The sequence below is a fragment of the Streptomyces sp. NPDC056479 genome, assembly GCF_042795335.1.
Lineage (GTDB): Bacteria > Actinomycetota > Actinomycetes > Streptomycetales > Streptomycetaceae > Streptomyces.
The window spans coordinates 6,670-24,912 of the sequence record NZ_JBHTRZ010000002.1; the positions used below are offsets into that span (position 1 = coordinate 6,670).

Genomic DNA, 18,243 nt, shown 5'->3' on the forward strand with positions numbered 1-18,243 from the left:
GGTGGGGTGGGGGGGGGTGGGGGGGGGGGGGGGGGGGGGGGGGGGGGGGGTCCTTTTTTTTTGGGGGGGGGGGGGGGGGTCCCCGCCCCCCCCCCCCCCCCCGGGCCCCGAGCTTTCAACACCATCTACCGACCAACTGCGCCGGCCTTCTTTGTCCGCAGGTTCCGCCTGGGAGGGTCGGGCTGCGGGGATCGCGGATGCGTGACCGGGGACCACCTTCCAATCCGGGGCCTGCGGTACCCGGGCGGACTTCTTCCTCGCCCGGGCGATCCCGATGGCGTCTGCTCCTTACTTTCGGTTACTCGATTGCACTGTTGGATACCGCGGGTACTGCTTGCGGCCCCCGTGGGGCTGCGTCCTTCTTGACGTGCATGCGCGGCAGTTCGCGTCTGCCGCGCATGCATCGACTTCCTCAGTACAACTGAAACTGTAGCCCGGGGGCGAGCCAATGTCTACTCTGACCGATACAGGTTTCCTCCGGATCCGATGACTGGACTTCTGATGCACATACACCTGGAAGAGTGATGTCTCGGGGTGAATACGTGTCCATCCGGTCATGGCAGGCCATCGGTGCAGCGCTCGGCCGGCGTGAGTGGGTGCCCGCGCGCTAACAGCCGGCCCACTCCAATGTGGTGCTCCACGTCGGGCACCGTGGGGAAGCGGACCAGCTGTTCGGTGAGGCTGGCCGCGTCCTGCGGGGTGGGGAAGATCGTGCGGAAGGTCGGGAGCACGGTGGAAAGGAGACGTCCTGCGGACTCACTCCGATCAAGGCGTAGAACCATCCAGCCGCCGGTACCACCCAGCAGACCCCCCGCCGTCCGGCCCGGCCGCAAGCTCGGACCGATCGCCCCCTTCGTCGACAGCGCCCACCGGGCCTGGCTCGACCCGATGCGCGACAGCTACCTCGCCAGCGGCCTGACCCTGAGCGACCCAGCACACGCGTCCGGTTCCCCAAGTCCAAACTCTCCGAACTCCTGCGCGGTGTCGGTCTCTACCCGCGCTGGGGAAATCGTCTACTTGCTGGCCACCGAGCTGGGCGTGCCGAACTGGCCCCTGTACCAACTGTGATGCCAGGCCGCGCTCGAGGCCCACAGGAACAGCGAGTGGGTCGACGACTGCACCGAACGGACCCCATCCTGCGGGAGGCGAGCACGATCTGCTGCACGGTCAAGGCGAGGGCCGGGGCGAGCGCGGCCACCGCGGCGGCCGTCTCACCGACGGCGACCAGGATCGTGCTCCAGGCGAACACCATCGCAGTGACGGCGACACGCCACCGGCAACGAAGGCACGGGCGATCCCTCACCAGCCGCTGCCGGAGACCACGACGCGGGTGACGCCCTCGTAGCCGTAGGCACCGCCGGAGGGGTAGGTGCCGCGCAGATGACCAGCCAGACGAACAGGGCGATCGCACCGGAGGAGTTGAGCAGGAACGGGAAGACCGTGTCCGGCCACAGGTAGTTGAAGCGACCGCGACGAAGCCGAAGACCACCGAGGCCAGGATGGCCGTCCGCGGCGGCCGAGCGAGAACGCCATCCGGGACGCCGTGTACTAGCCGGAGTTGAGGCAGGACAGCACCGAGGTGAGCACGACGGTGTTCATGGTCTGGCCGGCGTGCGGGATGCCGATGGAGTTCAGCGCGGCCACGTACGAGCCGTCCTTGAGGATGGCCGGGTCGTCCCAGCGCAGCAGCGACACCACGACCAGGATGGAGCCCAGGTAGAACACCGCGATCCGCCAGATCACGCTGTTGGTGGCCTTGGTGACCGCGGCCCGCGGGTTCTCGGCATCACCGGCGGCCAGGGTGACGATCTCGCTGCCCCTGAAGGAGAAGACGACCATCAGGATGCCCGTGAGGATCGCCCCTGGTCCGTGGGGCGCCGGTGAACGGGAACTCACCGTCTGGGAGCACCTGATCACGGCCGGGCTGGCACGCAAGCCTTGAGCCCGCCGCGCCGGCGCGGCACACATGGAGTGCCGGTTCGGCAGGCGTGGATGTCGATCGTCTCGTGGCGGTCGCTTCAGTCTCGGGGCAGGAGGGTGCCCAGGGGGCCGAGGTCCAGGTTCAGGTCCTCCGGTCGCAAGCCGTGCTGCTCGCAGAGTTCCGTCATGCGCTCGTCGAGCAGCATGAGGGTCGTTCCGATCTCGTCGATCTGCTGCTCGCTGAGATCACCCTGTTCCACCCGCCGGATCGCCTGGCGCTCCATCAGCTGGCGAAGGAGTTCCACCACAGTCAGGACGAGTGCCACGAGGTCGCGCCCCATCCGGTCCGGGTCCAGGTCGAGGCGTCCGCCGTCGGTCACAGGGGTCCCCCGTCCGCCCAGGGCGCCGGAACCCGCTCGTTCACCGACGACAGGAGGGCGTGCAGCGACAGCCGGACCAACGGCACCTCCGCGATCGCGATGACCAGGTCTCCGCTGATCACCACGCCGGTCGCCAGGACACGGTCCAGCAGATCCACGAGTGGCACTCCCACCGGGCCGCCGAGCGGCTCGGGGCTGTCCCAGGGCACCACCGTGTGCGTCATCGCCCGCACCTCGCCATCGCCTACACCTCGCCGACGAATGAATAGGGAACCCACGGCCCGGACAGCTCGATCCGTGCCCCGGTCCGCTCCTGCATCGTCCGGGTCAGCTGCGCGAGCTCGGCGGCTCGATGGTCCGCGACGAGATACGTGGCGTTGAGGACCTGGACACCCCGTTCCCCGGCTCGCTCGCCGTGCGGCCGGAGTCTGCGGAACGCCGTCGCCAGGCGGCATACCTCGGCGTCCACGGCCTCAGCCGTGCGCAGAGCACCGTCATGGCGCCGCTCCCGCCGCTGGTGCATCCCCCGCTTGCGCTCTAGGTAGGCGAGGCCCGCCCCAGCGGCCGGGCGCGTCCGGCCCGACGGCGCCACCGGCGAGGGCGCGACGGGTTCCGGGCCGACCTGTGTCTCCGCCGGCGCGTACACCTTCACCCCCCACTCGGCGTGCCGGGCGATGCGCCTCAGTACGGAATGGAACCGGTCCGCCTGCTCGGCCAGAGCCTGCCGCGCCCGCTCGTCGCCGTGATACAGCGTGGCCAGTGGCAGCGGAACCGTGGGCGCGCCGGCGGCCGCCACGGACACCACCTCGTGATGGGCGCGCGCGTAGCGCTCCAGCTCGCGCTGGTCGGAAAGGCGCGACTGCCAGGCCTCATCGGTGAAGTCCGCCGCCGGGACGGACTGGACGACGGCCGTCAGCGTCCCGAGTGGCAGTGCGCGCACGGGCTCCGCGTCATCGATGCCGGGCAGATCACGGACGGCTGCCGGGTCCGCATCACGGCAGACCGCGAAGACATAGGTGGCCAGAGCCCCCGAAACCGATGGGCCGCGATCCGTCATACGTCTGGGCTCCCCTTCTTTTCCCCTGCTGCGGAGGTGGTGTCCGCAGCAGGGGCGGCGACCGCCCGGGGCGACTCTTCCTCCCCGGCTCTCTGTGCCTCCAGTTGACGCCGCAACTCGTTGTTCTCTTCCCGCAGGGCGTCGCGGGCCGCACGTGAACTGAGCGCCGGATCGGTCTCCCACCAGTCGATGCCGGCCTTTTTCGCGGTGTCCACGGATGCCACGAACAGCCGGAGCCGGATGGTGAGCAATTCGATGTCGAGGAGGTCGATCTTGATGTCGCCGGCGATGACGATCCCCTTGTCGAGGACGCGTTCGAGGATGTCGGCGAGGCTGGCGGCCGGGGGGCCTGCAACCGGCTGGGCCGTCTCTCGGAAGTCGACTTCAGCCATGGCGCCGCCTGCTCGCTCCGCGCCTCACCATAGGCCCTTCCCTTTCATCTCGCGTGCCTCTTCGGTCTCTTGGCGCAGGTCGGGCCGTGGCGGCTTCGAGCCGGTCGAGCAGCCGTTCCTCTTCCCGTTCGAACTCCTCCAGGCTGATGAAGCCGTCCTCGAATTCCTTGTTGAGCACGGCCAGTTGGGTACGGAGGACGGCCGGGTCGTGCAGTTCGCGCTCGGCGGCCTCCTGGAGCTTCTCCGCCACCCAGACCACACCGCGCACCGGGGCGACGGGCAGGGTGAGCAGTCCTGTGATCAGCCCCATGTCAGACTCCAGCGGTCCGAGTCGGCCCGCTTGCGCCGGTGACGAAGCTGTAGCAGGGCAGAGGGCTCACGAGCCGCAGTTCCACGTGTTCACGGTGTCCGTCGGCGAACCGCTGAGCCGTGGCGCGGAAGCCCTCGTGAGCTGCTCGATCGACTAGAAACGACACGTTGAGCACACAGCCCTCGATGTCCGGTCCGGCAGCCGTCTCGCGCGCCAGGGGCGTCAGTTCGCGCAGGATGCGGCGACCCGCCTCGGCGGCGCGAGCGGCCAAGGCGGAGGCCACGGCCTCACCCAGCCGCAGACTGGCCTCGTAACTCGGACGACGGCGCGCCTCGTCGCGCAGTCGGCGCACCTTCCCGTCCTGCGCGACGAGGGTCGCCAGCGCGTCCTGCGCCGGGAACGCCTTCAAATTGGCCTCGACACGGCCGGAGACCCGCTCCAGGGCAGCGGTGTGGCCCCTGTCGGCATCGACGAGCTGCCGGGATACGGTCTCCTCGTCCGGTGCGACCATGCCGAAGCGCATGGGCAGTACGGGTCCGTCGGCCGCGAGGCGTTGCAGAAGCTCCTGGTGGGCCAGTAGGTCGCGGCGCCGGGCGCGCAGCTTCTGCGGCGCGTCGCTGACGACGGCCGCGACCCGCCCATGACTGATCGTCCGCAGCGGAGCGGCCGGTCCGCCCACGCCGCCGGCGTCAGCGGGCAGGACCGCGTCGGCCGGGACGATCGCGTAGACGTACACACCAGTGAACACGGCTCATGCCTCCTCGCGTCGGCGGCTCGTACCGCTGCCGCCGCTGCCGGAGGAGGCACGGCGCTTGCGCGGCCGTTCCTCCTCTTCCTCCTCGGACTCCTCGTCCGGACCGCCGACAACCTTGCGTACGGTGTCACCGACCGTTTCCGCGGCCTTGCGCACCTTGCGCTTGCCGATCGACTTGGCGGCGCTGCCGCTGAACAGCTCGGGAACGGTGGTGCTCCGTGAGTCCCGTTCCAGGTCGAGCCGGTTGCAGGCTTCGGCGAAGCGCAGATAGGTGTCCACGCTGGCCACGACGATGCGCGCGTCTATCTTGAGGATCTCGATGCCGACCAGGGAGACCCGGACGAACACGTCGATCACCATGCCCCGGTCGAGGATGAGTTCCAGCACGTCGTACAACGTGCCGGCGCGTGGAGGGCACGCCACTACCTCGTCGGAATAGGTGGTCGCAGGCATGGGGCGTCCCTTCCAGTCGTCGGGTGAACCGGGATCACTCGTCGGCGGAGCCACGCCGATAGCGGCGGACCCTGCGGTATTCCTTGAGCTCGCCGTTCCGGTCGACGTGCACCTCGTAGGAGGCGAGCAGACTCGTCGTGTCCGGGATCCGGGGAAGTTCCAGGACGTCCACGACGACGCACCATCCGTCGTCCTTCGGCGTGACGGCCGACACGCCCTCCGCTGGATGGTCGATCAGTCCCTGCAGACTGCGGCAGGCGGCATGCGCGGCGTATTCCGGTCCGCGAGAGGAGGATGTGCGGCGGGTGGATGCGGTCGAGGGTTTCCTCGCGTGCGAAGGACGCTCTTCTGCCATGAGGGCCAGCCTGGTCGCGGCGGTGAGCCTCCGCATCCTGGCAGCAGCCATCGGGGTGCCTGCGGACGTCCGCCACTGCCCGGCACTCCCGGGCGCCGGGCGCTCGGGGACACTCAAGCGACGGCCGGCGCGGTGCGGTCACGGTCGCTCGCCATGTGCTGCTGGATCAGTGCGGCGCGCGAGCTGATGTGCTCTTGCTCGTAATCCTGGGGTTCGCCCGGGTCATCGCCCGATCAGCCCAACGTGATCACAGCTTCACAAGCTGGGAGCGCGAGTTCGATTCTCGTCACCCGCTCCACGACTAAGGCCCAGGTCAGAGACCCGGGCCTTCTTACTGTCCATGGTGATCAGCTGTGTACGGGCGGCGGCACGAGCCTCCCGGACGGCCGCGTCCAGCCAGGCGGCGACCTCCTCTTGTCGCTCGTCGTCGGAGTGCTGGTAGATCAGCGCCGCCTTCTCCGAGGACTGGCCAGCGCGGACCATCGTCTCCTTGACGGTGGCGCCGGAGCGGGTGGAGAGGGTGTGCCCCGTATGCCGGAGGTCGTAGAACCGGAAGCCCTCCGGCATGCCGACGATCTCACAGCGAGGTCGCTTGACGTCCAGTTCGTGATGATCTGCCGGCTCGACGGGGTTCCGGGAACATGACAGGCACGGACTTCCAGGATCATAGAGTTCTCGACGCTCTGTGATCCGGGTGGAAGACCGTGCCAGCGGACGCAACACTGCCGATCTCGCCTGCCATTGACCAACTCATGCAGCAGCCCCAAGCCACACCCGCCGAACCTCGCGAGCTTGATCCGCGAGCATGGAAGGTCGAGGCCCTACACAATGTCCGAGACGAGACGTTCGTCGAGGACGCTTCCCAACTGCCGACCAGCACCGCCCCTCGCGCTATGGCCACCTGGCGCAACCCTCGCCATCGGCGCCCTCCGCCGCGCTGGGAGCACCAACTTCGCCGCAAGCCTGCGATACAACGCCCGCGACGTACGGCGCCCCCTCGCCCTCCTGGGACTCACATAGCCAAAACCCGACTACGCCGAAGCCCTGGGGCTCACGTGACCACGGAACGGCATCCCACCAAGACTCTGCCCACGGACCTACTCGCCCGGCGGAACTCGAATGAAGCCCTCGGTCCAATCGTTCTCATCGAGCTCGCAGGCGTCGAAATAGAAGCACTCCGGTTCATCACGGAAGCCTGGTAGCAGTCGAGCCTGACGCACACGCTCTTCAACCCGTTCAAGGGTTGAGTAGATACCGAGCAGCTTCACGTCGTCGCCGTCCAACTCGTCGCAGAACACGCCGCTTTCATCGACGTGCACTGTCGAGCCGTCGTCGCCAGCTTCGTTCTGGTGGCCGACATGCCACAACGGATACACGATCACGGGCGCGAAGCTATCAGCACTCGAATTCGTGGACGTTCGGCGCCCCTCACCTCCTGGGAGCCCACGATCACAAACCGGGCATCACGCGACTTCGCCGAGGCCCTGGCCCTGGCCCTAGAGCCTGTTCTGAGTTCAGATCACGAATAGGCCCAGTACTGGTACTCCCAGATGCTTCTGTCGTGAGTATCCGTACTCACGACAGCAGGCTGCGGAGGGGGACGGTCGACGGGTGGTTGAAGAAGAGGAACGCCGCCGCGTACGTGTCGCTGTGGGGGTGTGCGTGGGTCTGGGCGCTGTCGAACTGGCCCTTCTTCGGGCTGATCTGACTGGGCTGGGTTGTGTCCTACCTGTCGTGGGATCCGCAGAGCCACGGAGATCCGCCGGCCGCCTACCAGGAGAAGTCCCTGTATGTGGCCGCCGCCGCTGGTGCGGCTGTCCTCGTCGCCGCCGCCTTCCGCTCCTGGAGAGTGGCCATCGGGCAGGTGATAGCGGGCGGAGTGCTGCTCACGCTGGCATTTGCCGCCGGGAGCGCGGCGCAGGGCTACTACGAGTCCTCCTACGAGAACGCCTGCCATGCAGGAGGATTCTGCGACACTCCTGCGCCCGCCCGGTGACAGCATCATTCGAGACAAGACACAGCCCACTCGCCCGTGTGCAACTGACGATCTTCGATTGCGCCTGGGCCGTGGTCTTCTGCTTGAGGCGTTCGTCGGGGGTCTGGCCGCCGAGGCCACCGTGGGGGCGATGGTAGTTGTAGTAGTCCTCCCACTCGCGCAGCTTGTCGTTGAAGACCTCGGCGTCGTCGATGATGACGCCGTCGAGGAGCCGGTAGAACTCCTCGGCGTCGATGCGGTGGGAGCGTTCGACCTTACCGTTCAGCCGCGGGGTGCGGGGCTTGATGTAGGTGTGGGCCGTCCCGGCGGCGGCCCGGACAATGGTCCCGGGGATTCGTACGGCGGTGAAGAGGAGGCCGCACTGCAAGACCGCCGCGCCGTCCTTCTCCCACTCGGCGTGCGCCCTGTTCTTGTCCGGCGCCGCAAGCAGGAGCCACGCGACAACGCCTCGGCGGCGATCAGCAGTCGTGATCACCCTGACGTCGGTCTGGCTCGTCTTCGCGGTCTTCACGGTTCCGGCCTCCTACGTGCTCGCTCACAACACGAGCCAACTCCCGTGCAACTGCTTGCGCCGGAAGTCAGACCGGACTTTCAACCGGACTTTTCATCGGGGCCGGACTTTCAAGATTGGAGAAAGCCGCTACGGTCGGTAGACGACCGGATCGCCGGAGGTACGAAGTGGCTGAGAAGTCGCCCTTCGAGCACGCATGCATCGCTGCTGGCTTAGGGCAAACAGGGGACTTTTTGCGGGTTTTCGAGGAAACCGCCCAGCTCCTCGGCGAGCTGGCGAGCTTGACTGATCGGCAGGCCCGCCGGTGGAGGCGGGAAACCCCTCCCCAACGCCCCGGGCGGGCTCATGGCGTGTGCTGCATGCAATTTTTGGGTTCGATCCGATTGAGCTGGGCTTTCGGAACCGCCCACCGGGTGTCACCGTGGGGAGTGCACCGCTCCTCGCACAGAAAGGCCCCGAGAGCGTGAAACGTCGGTATTTATGAAGGGCACCGCCGGTGTCGCCGCTGCGGCCGGAATGCCTGCATCGGCGGGCAGGGGAACGCCGCCCGGCCCCAAGGGCTCCGTCGGCACAGCCCACGTCATCGAACTCCGCGAGGGCCTGCGGTCCCTGTACCAGCTTGATGGCGCCTACGGCGGCGGAGATGTGCGCTCCCTCGCCCGCAAGCACCTCAAGCGCATCGAGCGGATCGTCAACACCAACACCTACCCGGACACGATCGGCCGGCAGCTCCAGCTCCTGTCGGGCGAGACCGCGGAGCATTGCGGCTGGCTCTACTACGACGCCGACAACCAGACGGCCGCCCGGCGTTTCTGGGGTGAGGCGCTCACCACCGCGACCGTTCTCGGTGACGACAATCTCGCCATCATGGTGCTCGCGGCATTGTCTATGCAGGCCAGCTTCGAAGGCCGCCCCCGTGACGGCCTGAACCTGGCCCGCGCCGCGCAGGCCCGCGCCGTCCGGTACGGCTCCCCCATGCTGCAATCGCTCCTCGCGTCCCGCGAGGCGCGCGCCTTCTCCCTCATCGGCGACGAGACCGCCGCGAAGAGGCAGTTGACCGAGTCGATGAGGCTCGCCGAGCAGGGAGACCGCGGTCGTCCCTCACCGGACTGGGCTGCCTTCCACGGGCACGCCGAACTCGACTACGCGCAGGGGCTGCTCTACACGGAGACCGGGCACCACCACTGCGCCGTGACGTTCTTGCGGGCCGCTCTCGCCCACCAGCACCGCACGTACGGACGTAACCGGGCCCTGTACCGGCTCACGCTGTCCCGGAGTCTCGTCCACGCCGGCGAAGTCGACGAGGCCGCGCACGAGGCTGTCGAGAGCCTCGAGCACCTGGAAGAGGTCGAGTCGGGGCGGGTCATTCGACGCCTCAAAGAGGTCACCGGTCACCTGAAGGGCGTGGACGCCGTCAGCGCCCGTGAGGCTGCTGACCGTCTGACCGAGTACACCGAGCTGAGCGGAGCCGCCTGATGGCCGAGGCGACCTTCGACCTCCACGAGGCGACCGAGGCCGCCAGCCAGCTCGATGCGTTCCTCCACGCCTACGAGGAGGTCTACCAGGAGCCTCCCTACTGCGAAGGCCCATCGGACGTCGCTGAGTTCATCGAGCACTACCAGGTCCAGGCGCAGCCCCCGGGATCCGGCTGGTCCTGGCACGCGAGGGGGACGAGGTCGTCGGCTTCACCTATGGCTACCTCCTCGCTCCTGACACCCGTTGGTGGCAGAACCTTCAGCAAGTGCCGCTGCCCGACGCGTTCACGCGGGAGGACGGCCAGCGGACGTTCGTCATCATCGAGCTGGCTGTGCGCAAGCCGTGGCGGCGACGCGGCATCGCGCCGAACTGCACGCGCAGCTGCCGGCAGGGCTGGACGTCGAGCGGCTCACACTCACGATGCGGCCCGAGCCGGAAGCCGCGCCGGCCCAGTCCGCCTATGCGGCATGGGGTTACCGGAAGGTTGGGCTGTCCCACCCGTGGGACGATGCGCCGCTGTACGGCTGCATGGTCCGCGAACTGCGCTGAGTCACGCGTTTGGCGTCTCTCTCACGTCGGGCCCCCAGATCCCACCGCGCTCCGCGAAGCAGGACCTGAACAGCGGATTGGCGAATGCGCCGCACCTCTGCACTTCTCGGAGCACCGCGCGCACAGGCCCTCATCGGTGCTCGTCCCCAGCCCTGGCGAGATGACGTTGCAGGTCGATGTGCCGGAACTGGTAAACCGCTCCAACTTGCCGCAGCACACCCCGATGCTGGTGAGCGTCGGCGAGGAATGCCATGAGGTTGCGAGGAATGCGGTGACGGGAGGCCAGTTGCAACTTGGCTGCTGAGAATGGGCCCCAGGCCGTTTTTGTGAAGGCGATGGTCAGGCCGAGCCATAGGGCGCCCGCCAGCACGGCCGCTTGGCCCGCTGCGGCTGCACCGCTCAAGACAAGGAGTATCCAGGGACCGAGACCCGCAGAGGCTGCGACTCCGAGAGTGAGAGTCCAAAAGACGCGTCTGTCCCGTGACCAGAGCACCATAGGGCCGACCGCCGAGGCAGTCTCGGCTGAGCTGACTCCCAGCCCGAAGGCAATGCACAGGCCCAGTCCGACTGTCGCGGCCGAGGCAAGGGGCAGGCCTGCGGGTGCGACCAGTAGGACAGTGGTGGCTACCGCGATGGCCGCCCCCGGCCAGTTCGGCGCCCACCGCAGTCCCGATGCAGGACGACGTGGTTCTTCGTCAAAGGCCAACCAGCCTGGCACCGCGAGGACGGTGCCGACGACGACCCCGAGGATGGGTCCGCCGAGCAGGGCCCACATCCTGCTCTCGGCATCGGGAGCGATGATGAAGCTGATGGCCGTGAACACGACGCCGAGTAATAGGCACATCGCCTGGGTGACCATCACGGGGATGCTGCGTTGAACGGCTCGTCGTAGTTTCCACCAGGCCAGGTCAGGGGTGGCGTTGTGGACGCGGTGAAGGTAGCGCGCAAGGAAGACGAAAGTTCTCTGGGCCTGTTGAGGCGTCCACCGGCATGGATAGCGGGGATGGGAGCGATAGGCGGCTGTGATGAACGCGGAGAAAAGGTGGCGCTCGACGGCGACACGGGTGGAAAAGCGTGATGTATCGCAGAGTTCTCCGGGGTTGGGCAAGCCGTGAGAGCTCTCGCCAGGGCGGGGGTTGTAGATGGCGCGGGCCAGGAAGAGCATGAGCGGTGTGCGCAATGCCTCACCGATGGGAGTTGGGGTACCCAGCTGGGCAGCCACAGGGTCCCAGCGGTCAGCGGCGTATGCGCCGGCTCCGGCATCGCGCCGCAAGTAGCCTGCGACATCTACGGCCTCCAGAGGACGTAGCTCAATGCCTGCTGCTCCAGCCAGCCTGGCCGGCAGACCGGAGCGGGGGTGCGAAACATCCCGGTACTCGCCGACCCTGCTGGACAGGACGACGGGATGCCCCATGGGAAGTGCTTCGTTGATCGCACTGAGAGCTGCCGCGCGAAGGGGCGTAGGAATCTCGTCGAAGCCGTCCAAGACGGGGAGGATCAAACGGCGGCCGAGTAGAGCGCGGGCGCGATCAATCTGCCCGTACCGCGTAGGTGCAGGCTCAGCCAGGCTGGGATAGTCCGAGGCGAGCCGCTCCGCCATCCAAGCGTAGAGATCCTTTCGTGTGGGATTCCACGTCGCCAGCGGAAAGAGCACTGGAACGGCATGAGTGTGCGGGCCGGCAGCGCTCGTCATCCGTCGGTGAAGCAGCCCCAACACCAGCCGTGAGAGAAGGACTGTCTTTCCCGCCCCAGGTCCTCCCAGCACCAGAAGTCGCCGAGTAGGTACCCTTTCTGCGAATACGCGCGTGATTTCCGCCCCAGAGCCTTCCAGCTCTGTTGGGGAATTCGCCCACCCCTCAGGGACACTGCCCAGCTCTCCAGGCCAGTCGCCGGCAGTCGCCTGGAGCAGCGGCCAGGATTCGACCAGATCGTCCGGGGCGGCCCTCCACCTCACCGTCATGGGATACGGATCGTTCACGCGCCGCACCTGGACCTCGGTCTCCCACTGATTCTGCACGGCCTGCGCCAGATGCTCTGCGATCTCCTCCAGTGGCTGCTCGGCAGCACGTTCTGCACCCGAGCGGAAGGTCACCCAGGACAAGAACAACGGAGCCAGCGTAGGCAGCAGTGACGCTGCAGTCGCGGCCGCCCCAAGGTGAAAACGGTGTGCGAACCACAACGCGCCGATGATCCCACCCAATGCCAACGCAAAGTAGACCGTACTAACTCGCCGCGTTGAGCTTCTCCATCCCCCCATGCCCGCATCATCCCGCGCGCATCCGCGACGAGGAAGGCAGACGGTGAACTGTGCGGATCGACTACTTCTCCACCACGCGAAGTGGCTGGTTCAGCGGCCCGGCGCTGACCATGCGGCCTCATCGAGGACTGCCACAAGCTCGTACGCCGGCGGTCTCGGAGAGTGTCGCGGAAAGTGATCGGTGCCCCCGCATCGTGAGTCAGCTGCAGCCGCTTCCGTCTGGTCGCCGCTCACGAACGAAAGGGAAGGGTCCGCCGACGAGCTGGCGTGCCTCATACAACATCGAGCATGCCGGGTAAAGCGTCCGGAGCCACCCACTGCTGATCCCTGGCGACGCTGCTCCACCACGTCCGACGCTAGCGGGGTACCGACACCCACCCGGAATCCCGCGGGCTCGTCCCAGACTGGTGGGCGAGCCAGTCCTGCAGCTCACGGTGGCGGAACTGGTAGGCGTTTCCCGAGATGCGCAGAAGTCCGCCCCGGTAGGCCCAGTCGAGGAACGTACCGAGCCGCCAGGGGAGAAGCCGCCGCGTACACAGCAGCAGCATGACGTAGCGGGTCCAGGCGTTCGCCACAAGGATGACTGCGCACAGCGACACCACACCCAGCGCTACACCGTAAGACGCTCCCATGGTGCCCCCTGCCCCCACCCCGACCACAAGGCCGAAGACAACGGCCACCAGGAGCCCCGAGACGAGGTCGCCGCGCAGCAGCAGTCGGGGGTCGCTCACCGTGCGGTCCGCGGCGTCCGCGGGCTGCGAGGTGGCCTTGCCGAGGAAGGCCGTGCTCGTCAGCATCACGAGTGCTGTCACGACGCCCAGAGCAGTCAGCACGCTCACGGGGAACCGCTGGGTCATGTCCGCCATTATCGACATCACGGTCGCGAACATTGCGGCCAGCATTCCCGCGGACACGAGACACGAGTCCCCGGGGCCCAGCCTGCGATAGGGCACGAGCTTTCTGGGCTGGGGCCATGGTTGGCTCCACTGCAGCAGTCCCCACAGGCATACAACGACCGCCGCGCCGACGACGAAGGGAAGCGGCGGTGTGGGTCTGGTCAGGGAGGCCAGCAGCCCGAACCCGACCGCGGCCAGGGCGACGAGTGCGGTGCACACCGCCAGATGGATCAGCCGCACGCGGCGGGGACCGGCCAGCAGCCACAATCTGTGCCGCACGATGTCCCGATCCGGGGCCGCCGGCGGGTGCGAATCGGCAACTCCCGTCCCCGTCGACCCGCTGCTCCACGGCATTGGGCCAACGGCCGACGGCATGGTCCGCAGATGGTCGGCCAGCAGTCCCAGCCAGCGCTGGACAGCCTGAGTGTCGTAGCGGCCGGGTTCCCATGGGTGCAGCCGGACGGAAGCCGGTAGGAACTCCGCCAGCAGATGAGCCTGCACGCTGCCATCGGCGGCTCGCGCGCACAACTGCTCCGGATCACCGCCGTCGGCGTACACGGTGGCGGCGAGCGTCAGTTGCCACGGCGTCGACAGCGCGGCAGCCAGCGGGCCCTGAGGATGCCGCCCCAGTTCGTCGAGCACGGGCTGCCAGGCGTTGGTCAGAGCGCGCCCGTCGAGGTAGCGGCGGGCCTGGTCGGCAGTGACTGGCGCCAGGTCGATCCATGCCGAGTCCCGCAAGCCCCTGCCCGCCCCGCTGAACACCTCGTACTGCTCGGCGCGACAGGTGAGGACCACGGGGGCCGGCGAGCGTCCGTGGAACCGGCCATTGAGTGTCTCCAGTGCGGCGCGGGCACGCGGCGCCGCGGCAGGGGAGGCAGCGGCCGGATCCATCTCGTCCAGGCCGTCGAGGACGGGCAGCACGCGCCCCTGCCTCACCAGTAACCGGGCGACGGCCGGATGCCGGTCGTACTCCTCCACCAACCGCTCGGCCAGCCAATCCTCGAACGCACGATGCGTGTCCCAGCCCGCCAGGGCGAGCCGCACCGGTACAAGGTCTTCGGGCCCGCGGTTCTCCAGCAGGGCCAGGACCAACTCCACCGCCAGTACGGTCTTGCCTGCCCCAGCTTGTCCCGTGAGTACCACGCGCCCGTAGCGGGTGCATCCGTAGAACGAGCCGATCTCTCCCAGCCGCCCGGCAGACACTGGTCCCGAAGGGCCTTCCACGACCGCAGACCGCGCCTGCTCGCGCACCCGGAACCCCACATCGATCGCCACATGATCGGCGCCCAGCAGCTGCCTCCGCTGGAACGTCTCCAACTCCATGACCCGCGCGGCCAGGTCCTCGGCCAGCATCGGCGAGTCCACCGGCTCCCACGGACTGCGCCGCAGCCCCACCACCGACACGACCAGCGCCAAGACAGCTACCAGGAGGCCCACGACACCCGCCGTGTCCTGCGGCTCCAGACCGCCGCGAACCAGGGCCCGCAGGGTCCACACCCCACATGCCGCGACCGCGACGCCGCTGAACGCGAACACCGCCTGCCAGACCCGCCGCCTACCACGTCCCCCACCTTGCATGCGGCCATCATCGCCGCGCTGAATTCCGCTCGCGCCGACTTCCCACAATCGCCACCGAGTTGAGGGATCGACCGACCAAGGCCGGTTCCTCACCTCCGGACCGCAATGCCGCCCGGTTGCGTTCCAGACGCTGGTGCCGCTGCTCAGGTGTGGGGCGATTTCACCCGCTCGGGTGGGGCAGCCGAACGACGTCGCGGCCACACCGCACGTGCGCTGGCGGCGCACGTACGACCGGGTACGGCGGGTACCCGCGGGGTTGGAGTAGGGGTGGCCGGCCAGGCATCCCGGAGCTCAGCGTCGGACCACCACGGCCGTCGTACGGGGTGTCGGTGTTCAGCGCGGGGCTGCCGCAGCCGCGGTAAGGATGCGGTCCAGGACGGAGACCGGGATCGCCGGGTTGGTGACCGCAGCGCATGCCGTGTCGCGGTCGTGCAACAGCCCGGCCAGGACGCGGGCTGGCAGCCGCGGATTGCGCACCGCGGTGCCGCGGACCTGGGCCTCCGGGTCGTTCAGCAGCCGCACCGCGTCGGCCGGTGACAGCCGGGGATCCTCAGCCGCGCGGCGGCGCACCTCGGGCACGGGATCCCGGGCCAGGCGTGCGACGTCGGCGGGTGTCGACTCCGGATCGTCCAGGGCCAGGCGGCGCATTCGTCCGCTGGGGTCGGCGGTGTAGCGCAGCAGGCCCGCACGGGGGAAGTTGGGGTGGCTGCGGGGCCGGTCGGGGTGACTGAAGCTGCCGTCCCACCAGCGCCAGACCTCCAGCAGCATGTCGGCCGGCGCGTCCTCGCACGATTCGGCGAGGAACAGGCGGACCACCCGGTCCCGGTCCTGCGCCAGGCGCGCCACGACATCCGGCGGGAGGTGCCGGGCCCGAGCCACACTGCGGCGGACCAGCGGGTGGGACGACGCGGCGAGACGGCGCATCGCGTCGGCGTCGCGGTGCAGGTCCTCGACCCAGGGCAGGGTGTGCGACATCGACATCGACGTCGGGTCGAAGTCGTGGCGTACCGCGGCACGTTGCTCCTCGGTGAGGTCGGGGCGCAGCGCCACCGCGGAACGGATGTCGTCCTGCGGGTCCTGGGCCAGCACGGCGACGCCGTGCGCGCTCAGGCCCGGGTTGGCGGCCAGCGCCCGACGTACCTCCGCGTCCCCGTCCCGGACCAGCTCCGCCTCCAGTTCGGGCGCGAGGCGGCACCGTTCGAGCACAGTCCGCGGGTCGGGCAGGGCGGCGAAAACCTCGCGCGGCATGGGTACGCCGGCGTGGTGGGCGAGCAGCGCGGCCGTTCGCACCGCGTAGTCGGTGTCGGCCAGCAGCCGCTCCCGCAACGGCGCAGCGAGGTCCTCCCACCGGGTACAGGCCGCCGCCCGCACCTGGGGATCGGTGTCGGTCGCGAGGCCGGGGAGGTGCCGTACGGGGAGCCCCGGGAGTTCGGCGGCCTGCGCGCGGGATGGGCCGGCGAGGAGGTCGTCGTATAGGTCCTCAGGGAGTTCGGCGCCCCAGATGCAGGCATGCTCCGCCCAGAGCACGCGTCGATCGGGCGACGGCTCGGCGCGGACCAGGTGTACCCACTGATCGGACGTGAGCTTGGGCCGGAACGTGTCGGCGGGCCTTGACCGCACCCGTGGATCGGGGTGCGCCACGGCGGCGTCGAGGACGGCGGGCCGGTCGCATCCGTGCAGGAAGCCCTCCTCCACATCCAGCAGCCGGATCAGCAGTTCGTCCGTCGCGGCCGGATTGAACCCGATCCCCTCCGCCCAGTGCTGAGGCCACGCACGTCGGCCGGGCACCGCCGCCCACACCTCGGCGCGCTCGGCCTCCGTCTCGCGCCCGGCAGCCGCGACGACCTCCTCCAGCCGCTCCGGCAGTCGGTCGAGGGCCGTCACCCGGGGCCCGCCCGCGCCGGGCACCTCCGCCAGCAACACCTGCCCGTCGAGGGAGAGCGCCACGAACCCGGGGTCGCCGGTCAACTCCGGCACACCGCTCCCGGCACACCGGACCCGGGTCCACCAGGAGTCGTTGCCGCCGATCCGGTGCCTGAGGACGGCCACCAGGAACTCGCCGTCGACATCACAAAGACGGCGCCACCACGCGGCATCGAGCGCATCCCGGACCACGCCGTCCGGCGCCGCGATCCCGCGAGCGATCCGCCAGCCGGCCTCCGGCGGGAACAGGCTGCCCGGGCGCACCTCCTCGACGACCGTGAGTCCGGCGCGTGCGAGTAGTTCGGGGAGTTCCTCTCGGTGCTGCACCCGGTCATGATCCCCACCGGCTCGCAGTGGGACAAGGCCCTCAGCCCAGGCCCCAACGGCCCTCAACCGCGTACTTGGGCGCAGTCGCCCATGAGCCAGTCATCCTCAAACGGCCCCGTCGCAAGGTGCAGCGGCGGGCCCAGCCGCCACGAGGCGGCAGCTCTCTCAGGTGCGCCGGCAAGCGGTCTGCCTGCGTGTGGAATCCAAAGGGAACCATCATCGACGGCGCGCAGCAGGAACTGCTCCGCATTCCAAGACGGCTAAGGAGCTGTTGTCTTTTCGTTCTTGAGGAGCGTCCGTCGAACGGGAGCCTCGATGTCCCGTCGCATGCGACGCGTATGGGTTCTCAGCCAATCGAGGTATCCGCTCGGGCTGCAGTGCCGACGTCGGCTCATATCCGGTGGGCTACGCTGTGCGGCTATGAATACCGGGACGGCCTTGCGCCACACACGGATCGGTGACCCGGTGCTCTTCTGAGCGCCGTACGGGCCGCTTTGGGCCCGCCGTTCGATCGAGGCTCTTGCGCTGCTGCGCGCGCTCCGCCTCCGTCGTGTTGATCACAGGCTCTGCACATCAACCACGACAGGAATATTCATGCCCACCAAGACGCTGCGGATTCCCACCGCGGACGGCCAGGCCGACGCCTTCGCCGCCTTCCCCGACCACGGCGAGCGGCACCCAGGGGTTCTGATGTACGCGGACGGCTCCGGCATCCGGCCCGTGGTGCGGGAGATGGCCCGCGAACTGGCCGGGCACGGCTACTACGTGCTCGTCCCCAACTCCTTCTACCGGCACGGCCCGGCACCGCTGGTCGAGCTTCCCGAGTACATCGGAGAAGAGGTCCGGCCCGCGGTCGTCGCCCAGCTGATGCCCCTGATCGAGGCACAGAGCAGGACCTGGGCAGCGGTGCGGTCGCCGACATTCGCAGCGGTGAGCGATCGCCCACTCCTGCCATTCCAGCTCGGCCGCAGCCCGTCGACTCGACGTCGAGCGGCGAGTTCGTGCTGTTCCAGCAGTCCGACAACCGACGGAATCCGCGACCTCCCGGGGAACGACAACCCGACAGGCCACCACTGCCACGGAACCACCACTCCTACCCCCGACCAGCG

The 18,243-nt window shown here is 68.6% G+C and carries 15 protein-coding genes and 4 pseudogenes; 4 read left to right on the forward strand and 15 right to left on the reverse strand.

Annotated features, from left to right (window positions below; genetic code table 11):
- Positions 1 to 1,376 precede the first annotated feature (1,376 nt).
- The 11 genes and pseudogenes from ACFQ6S_RS06310 to ACFQ6S_RS06360 form a co-directional block, all read right to left on the reverse strand.
- Positions 1,377 to 1,875 (reverse strand): annotated as a pseudogene (locus ACFQ6S_RS06310) (amino acid transporter); the annotation flags it as partial.
- Positions 1,876 to 2,018: 143 nt separating this feature from the next.
- On the reverse strand, positions 2,019 to 2,300 hold the full coding sequence (locus ACFQ6S_RS06315) for a gas vesicle protein K (RefSeq protein ID WP_383404375.1): 282 nt from the start codon (positions 2,298 to 2,300) through the stop codon (positions 2,019 to 2,021).
- Positions 2,297 to 2,524: a gas vesicle protein gene (locus ACFQ6S_RS06320; RefSeq protein ID WP_383404377.1), complete on the reverse strand. Its 228-nt coding sequence runs from the start codon at positions 2,522 to 2,524 to the stop codon at positions 2,297 to 2,299. Before ACFQ6S_RS06320 ends, ACFQ6S_RS06315 begins: the two co-directional genes overlap by 4 nt.
- A gap of 20 nt (positions 2,525 to 2,544) precedes the next feature.
- Positions 2,545 to 3,357 (reverse strand): GvpL/GvpF family gas vesicle protein, encoded by an 813-nt coding sequence (locus tag ACFQ6S_RS06325; RefSeq protein ID WP_383404379.1) that lies wholly within the window; start codon positions 3,355 to 3,357, stop codon positions 2,545 to 2,547.
- Positions 3,354 to 3,749, reverse strand: coding sequence for a gas vesicle protein (locus ACFQ6S_RS06330; RefSeq protein WP_383404381.1), 396 nt, complete (start codon positions 3,747 to 3,749; stop codon positions 3,354 to 3,356). The genes ACFQ6S_RS06325 and ACFQ6S_RS06330 overlap by 4 nt, the downstream gene beginning before the upstream one ends.
- On the reverse strand, positions 3,742 to 4,059 hold the full coding sequence (locus ACFQ6S_RS06335; protein WP_383404383.1) for a gas vesicle protein GvpG: 318 nt from the start codon (positions 4,057 to 4,059) through the stop codon (positions 3,742 to 3,744). Before ACFQ6S_RS06335 ends, ACFQ6S_RS06330 begins: the two co-directional genes overlap by 8 nt.
- Position 4,060: 1 nt before the next feature.
- The gene (locus ACFQ6S_RS06340; RefSeq protein WP_383404385.1) at positions 4,061 to 4,807 is read right to left on the reverse strand and encodes a GvpL/GvpF family gas vesicle protein; all 747 of its coding nucleotides are present in this window, start codon (positions 4,805 to 4,807) and stop codon (positions 4,061 to 4,063) included.
- Positions 4,808 to 4,810: 3 nt separating this feature from the next.
- Positions 4,811 to 5,266 carry a gas vesicle protein GvpJ gene (gvpJ, locus tag ACFQ6S_RS06345; RefSeq protein ID WP_383404387.1) on the reverse strand — a complete coding sequence of 152 codons (456 nt, stop codon included), beginning with the start codon at positions 5,264 to 5,266 and terminating at the stop codon, positions 4,811 to 4,813.
- 34 nt (positions 5,267 to 5,300) lie between these two features.
- A complete protein-coding gene (locus ACFQ6S_RS06350; RefSeq protein WP_383404389.1) occupies positions 5,301 to 5,621 on the reverse strand; it encodes a gas vesicle protein in 321 nt (106 codons plus the stop codon).
- Between the two features lie 255 nt (positions 5,622 to 5,876).
- A pseudogene (locus ACFQ6S_RS06355) lies at positions 5,877 to 6,197 on the reverse strand (hypothetical protein); the annotation flags it as partial.
- Positions 6,198 to 6,718: 521 nt separating this feature from the next.
- Positions 6,719 to 7,003, reverse strand: a complete 285-nt coding sequence (locus ACFQ6S_RS06360) for a hypothetical protein (RefSeq protein ID WP_383404391.1) — start codon at positions 7,001 to 7,003, stop codon at positions 6,719 to 6,721.
- A 179-nt stretch (positions 7,004 to 7,182) separates the two neighbouring features.
- Here ACFQ6S_RS06360 and ACFQ6S_RS06365 point away from each other — a divergent pair, with 179 nt between their 5' ends.
- Positions 7,183 to 7,329 (forward strand): hypothetical protein, encoded by a 147-nt coding sequence (locus ACFQ6S_RS06365; RefSeq protein ID WP_383404393.1) that lies wholly within the window; start codon positions 7,183 to 7,185, stop codon positions 7,327 to 7,329.
- Between the two features lie 178 nt (positions 7,330 to 7,507).
- On the opposite strand, the gene ACFQ6S_RS06370 is transcribed toward ACFQ6S_RS06365, so the two are convergent.
- Positions 7,508 to 8,128 (reverse strand): integrase core domain-containing protein, encoded by a 621-nt coding sequence (locus tag ACFQ6S_RS06370; protein WP_383404395.1) that lies wholly within the window; start codon positions 8,126 to 8,128, stop codon positions 7,508 to 7,510.
- A gap of 480 nt (positions 8,129 to 8,608) precedes the next feature.
- On the opposite strand from ACFQ6S_RS06370, the gene ACFQ6S_RS06375 reads away from it, so the two are divergent.
- A complete protein-coding gene (locus ACFQ6S_RS06375) occupies positions 8,609 to 9,604 on the forward strand; it encodes a hypothetical protein (protein ID WP_383404397.1) in 996 nt (331 codons plus the stop codon).
- A pseudogene (locus ACFQ6S_RS06380) lies at positions 9,604 to 10,153 on the forward strand (GNAT family N-acetyltransferase). The gene ACFQ6S_RS06375 and the pseudogene ACFQ6S_RS06380 overlap by 1 nt, the downstream one beginning before the upstream one ends.
- A 130-nt stretch (positions 10,154 to 10,283) precedes the next feature.
- On the opposite strand, the gene ACFQ6S_RS06385 reads toward ACFQ6S_RS06380, so the two are convergent.
- The 3 genes from ACFQ6S_RS06385 to ACFQ6S_RS06395 all read right to left on the reverse strand — a co-directional run bounded on the left by ACFQ6S_RS06385 (position 10,284) and on the right by ACFQ6S_RS06395 (position 17,134).
- Entirely contained in the window at positions 10,284 to 12,410 is a 2,127-nt protein-coding gene (locus tag ACFQ6S_RS06385; RefSeq protein ID WP_383404399.1) for an NACHT domain-containing protein, read from the reverse strand.
- A gap of 356 nt (positions 12,411 to 12,766) precedes the next feature.
- On the reverse strand, positions 12,767 to 14,884 hold the full coding sequence (locus ACFQ6S_RS06390; protein WP_383404401.1) for an NACHT domain-containing protein: 2,118 nt from the start codon (positions 14,882 to 14,884) through the stop codon (positions 12,767 to 12,769).
- 333 nt (positions 14,885 to 15,217) lie between these two features.
- On the reverse strand, positions 15,218 to 17,134 hold the full coding sequence (locus ACFQ6S_RS06395; RefSeq protein ID WP_383404403.1) for a hypothetical protein: 1,917 nt from the start codon (positions 17,132 to 17,134) through the stop codon (positions 15,218 to 15,220).
- Between the two features lie 594 nt (positions 17,135 to 17,728).
- On the opposite strand from ACFQ6S_RS06395, the pseudogene ACFQ6S_RS06400 reads away from it, so the two are divergent.
- Positions 17,729 to 18,025, forward strand: a pseudogene (locus tag ACFQ6S_RS06400) (dienelactone hydrolase family protein); the annotation flags it as partial.
- Between the last annotated feature and the right edge of the window lie 218 nt (positions 18,026 to 18,243).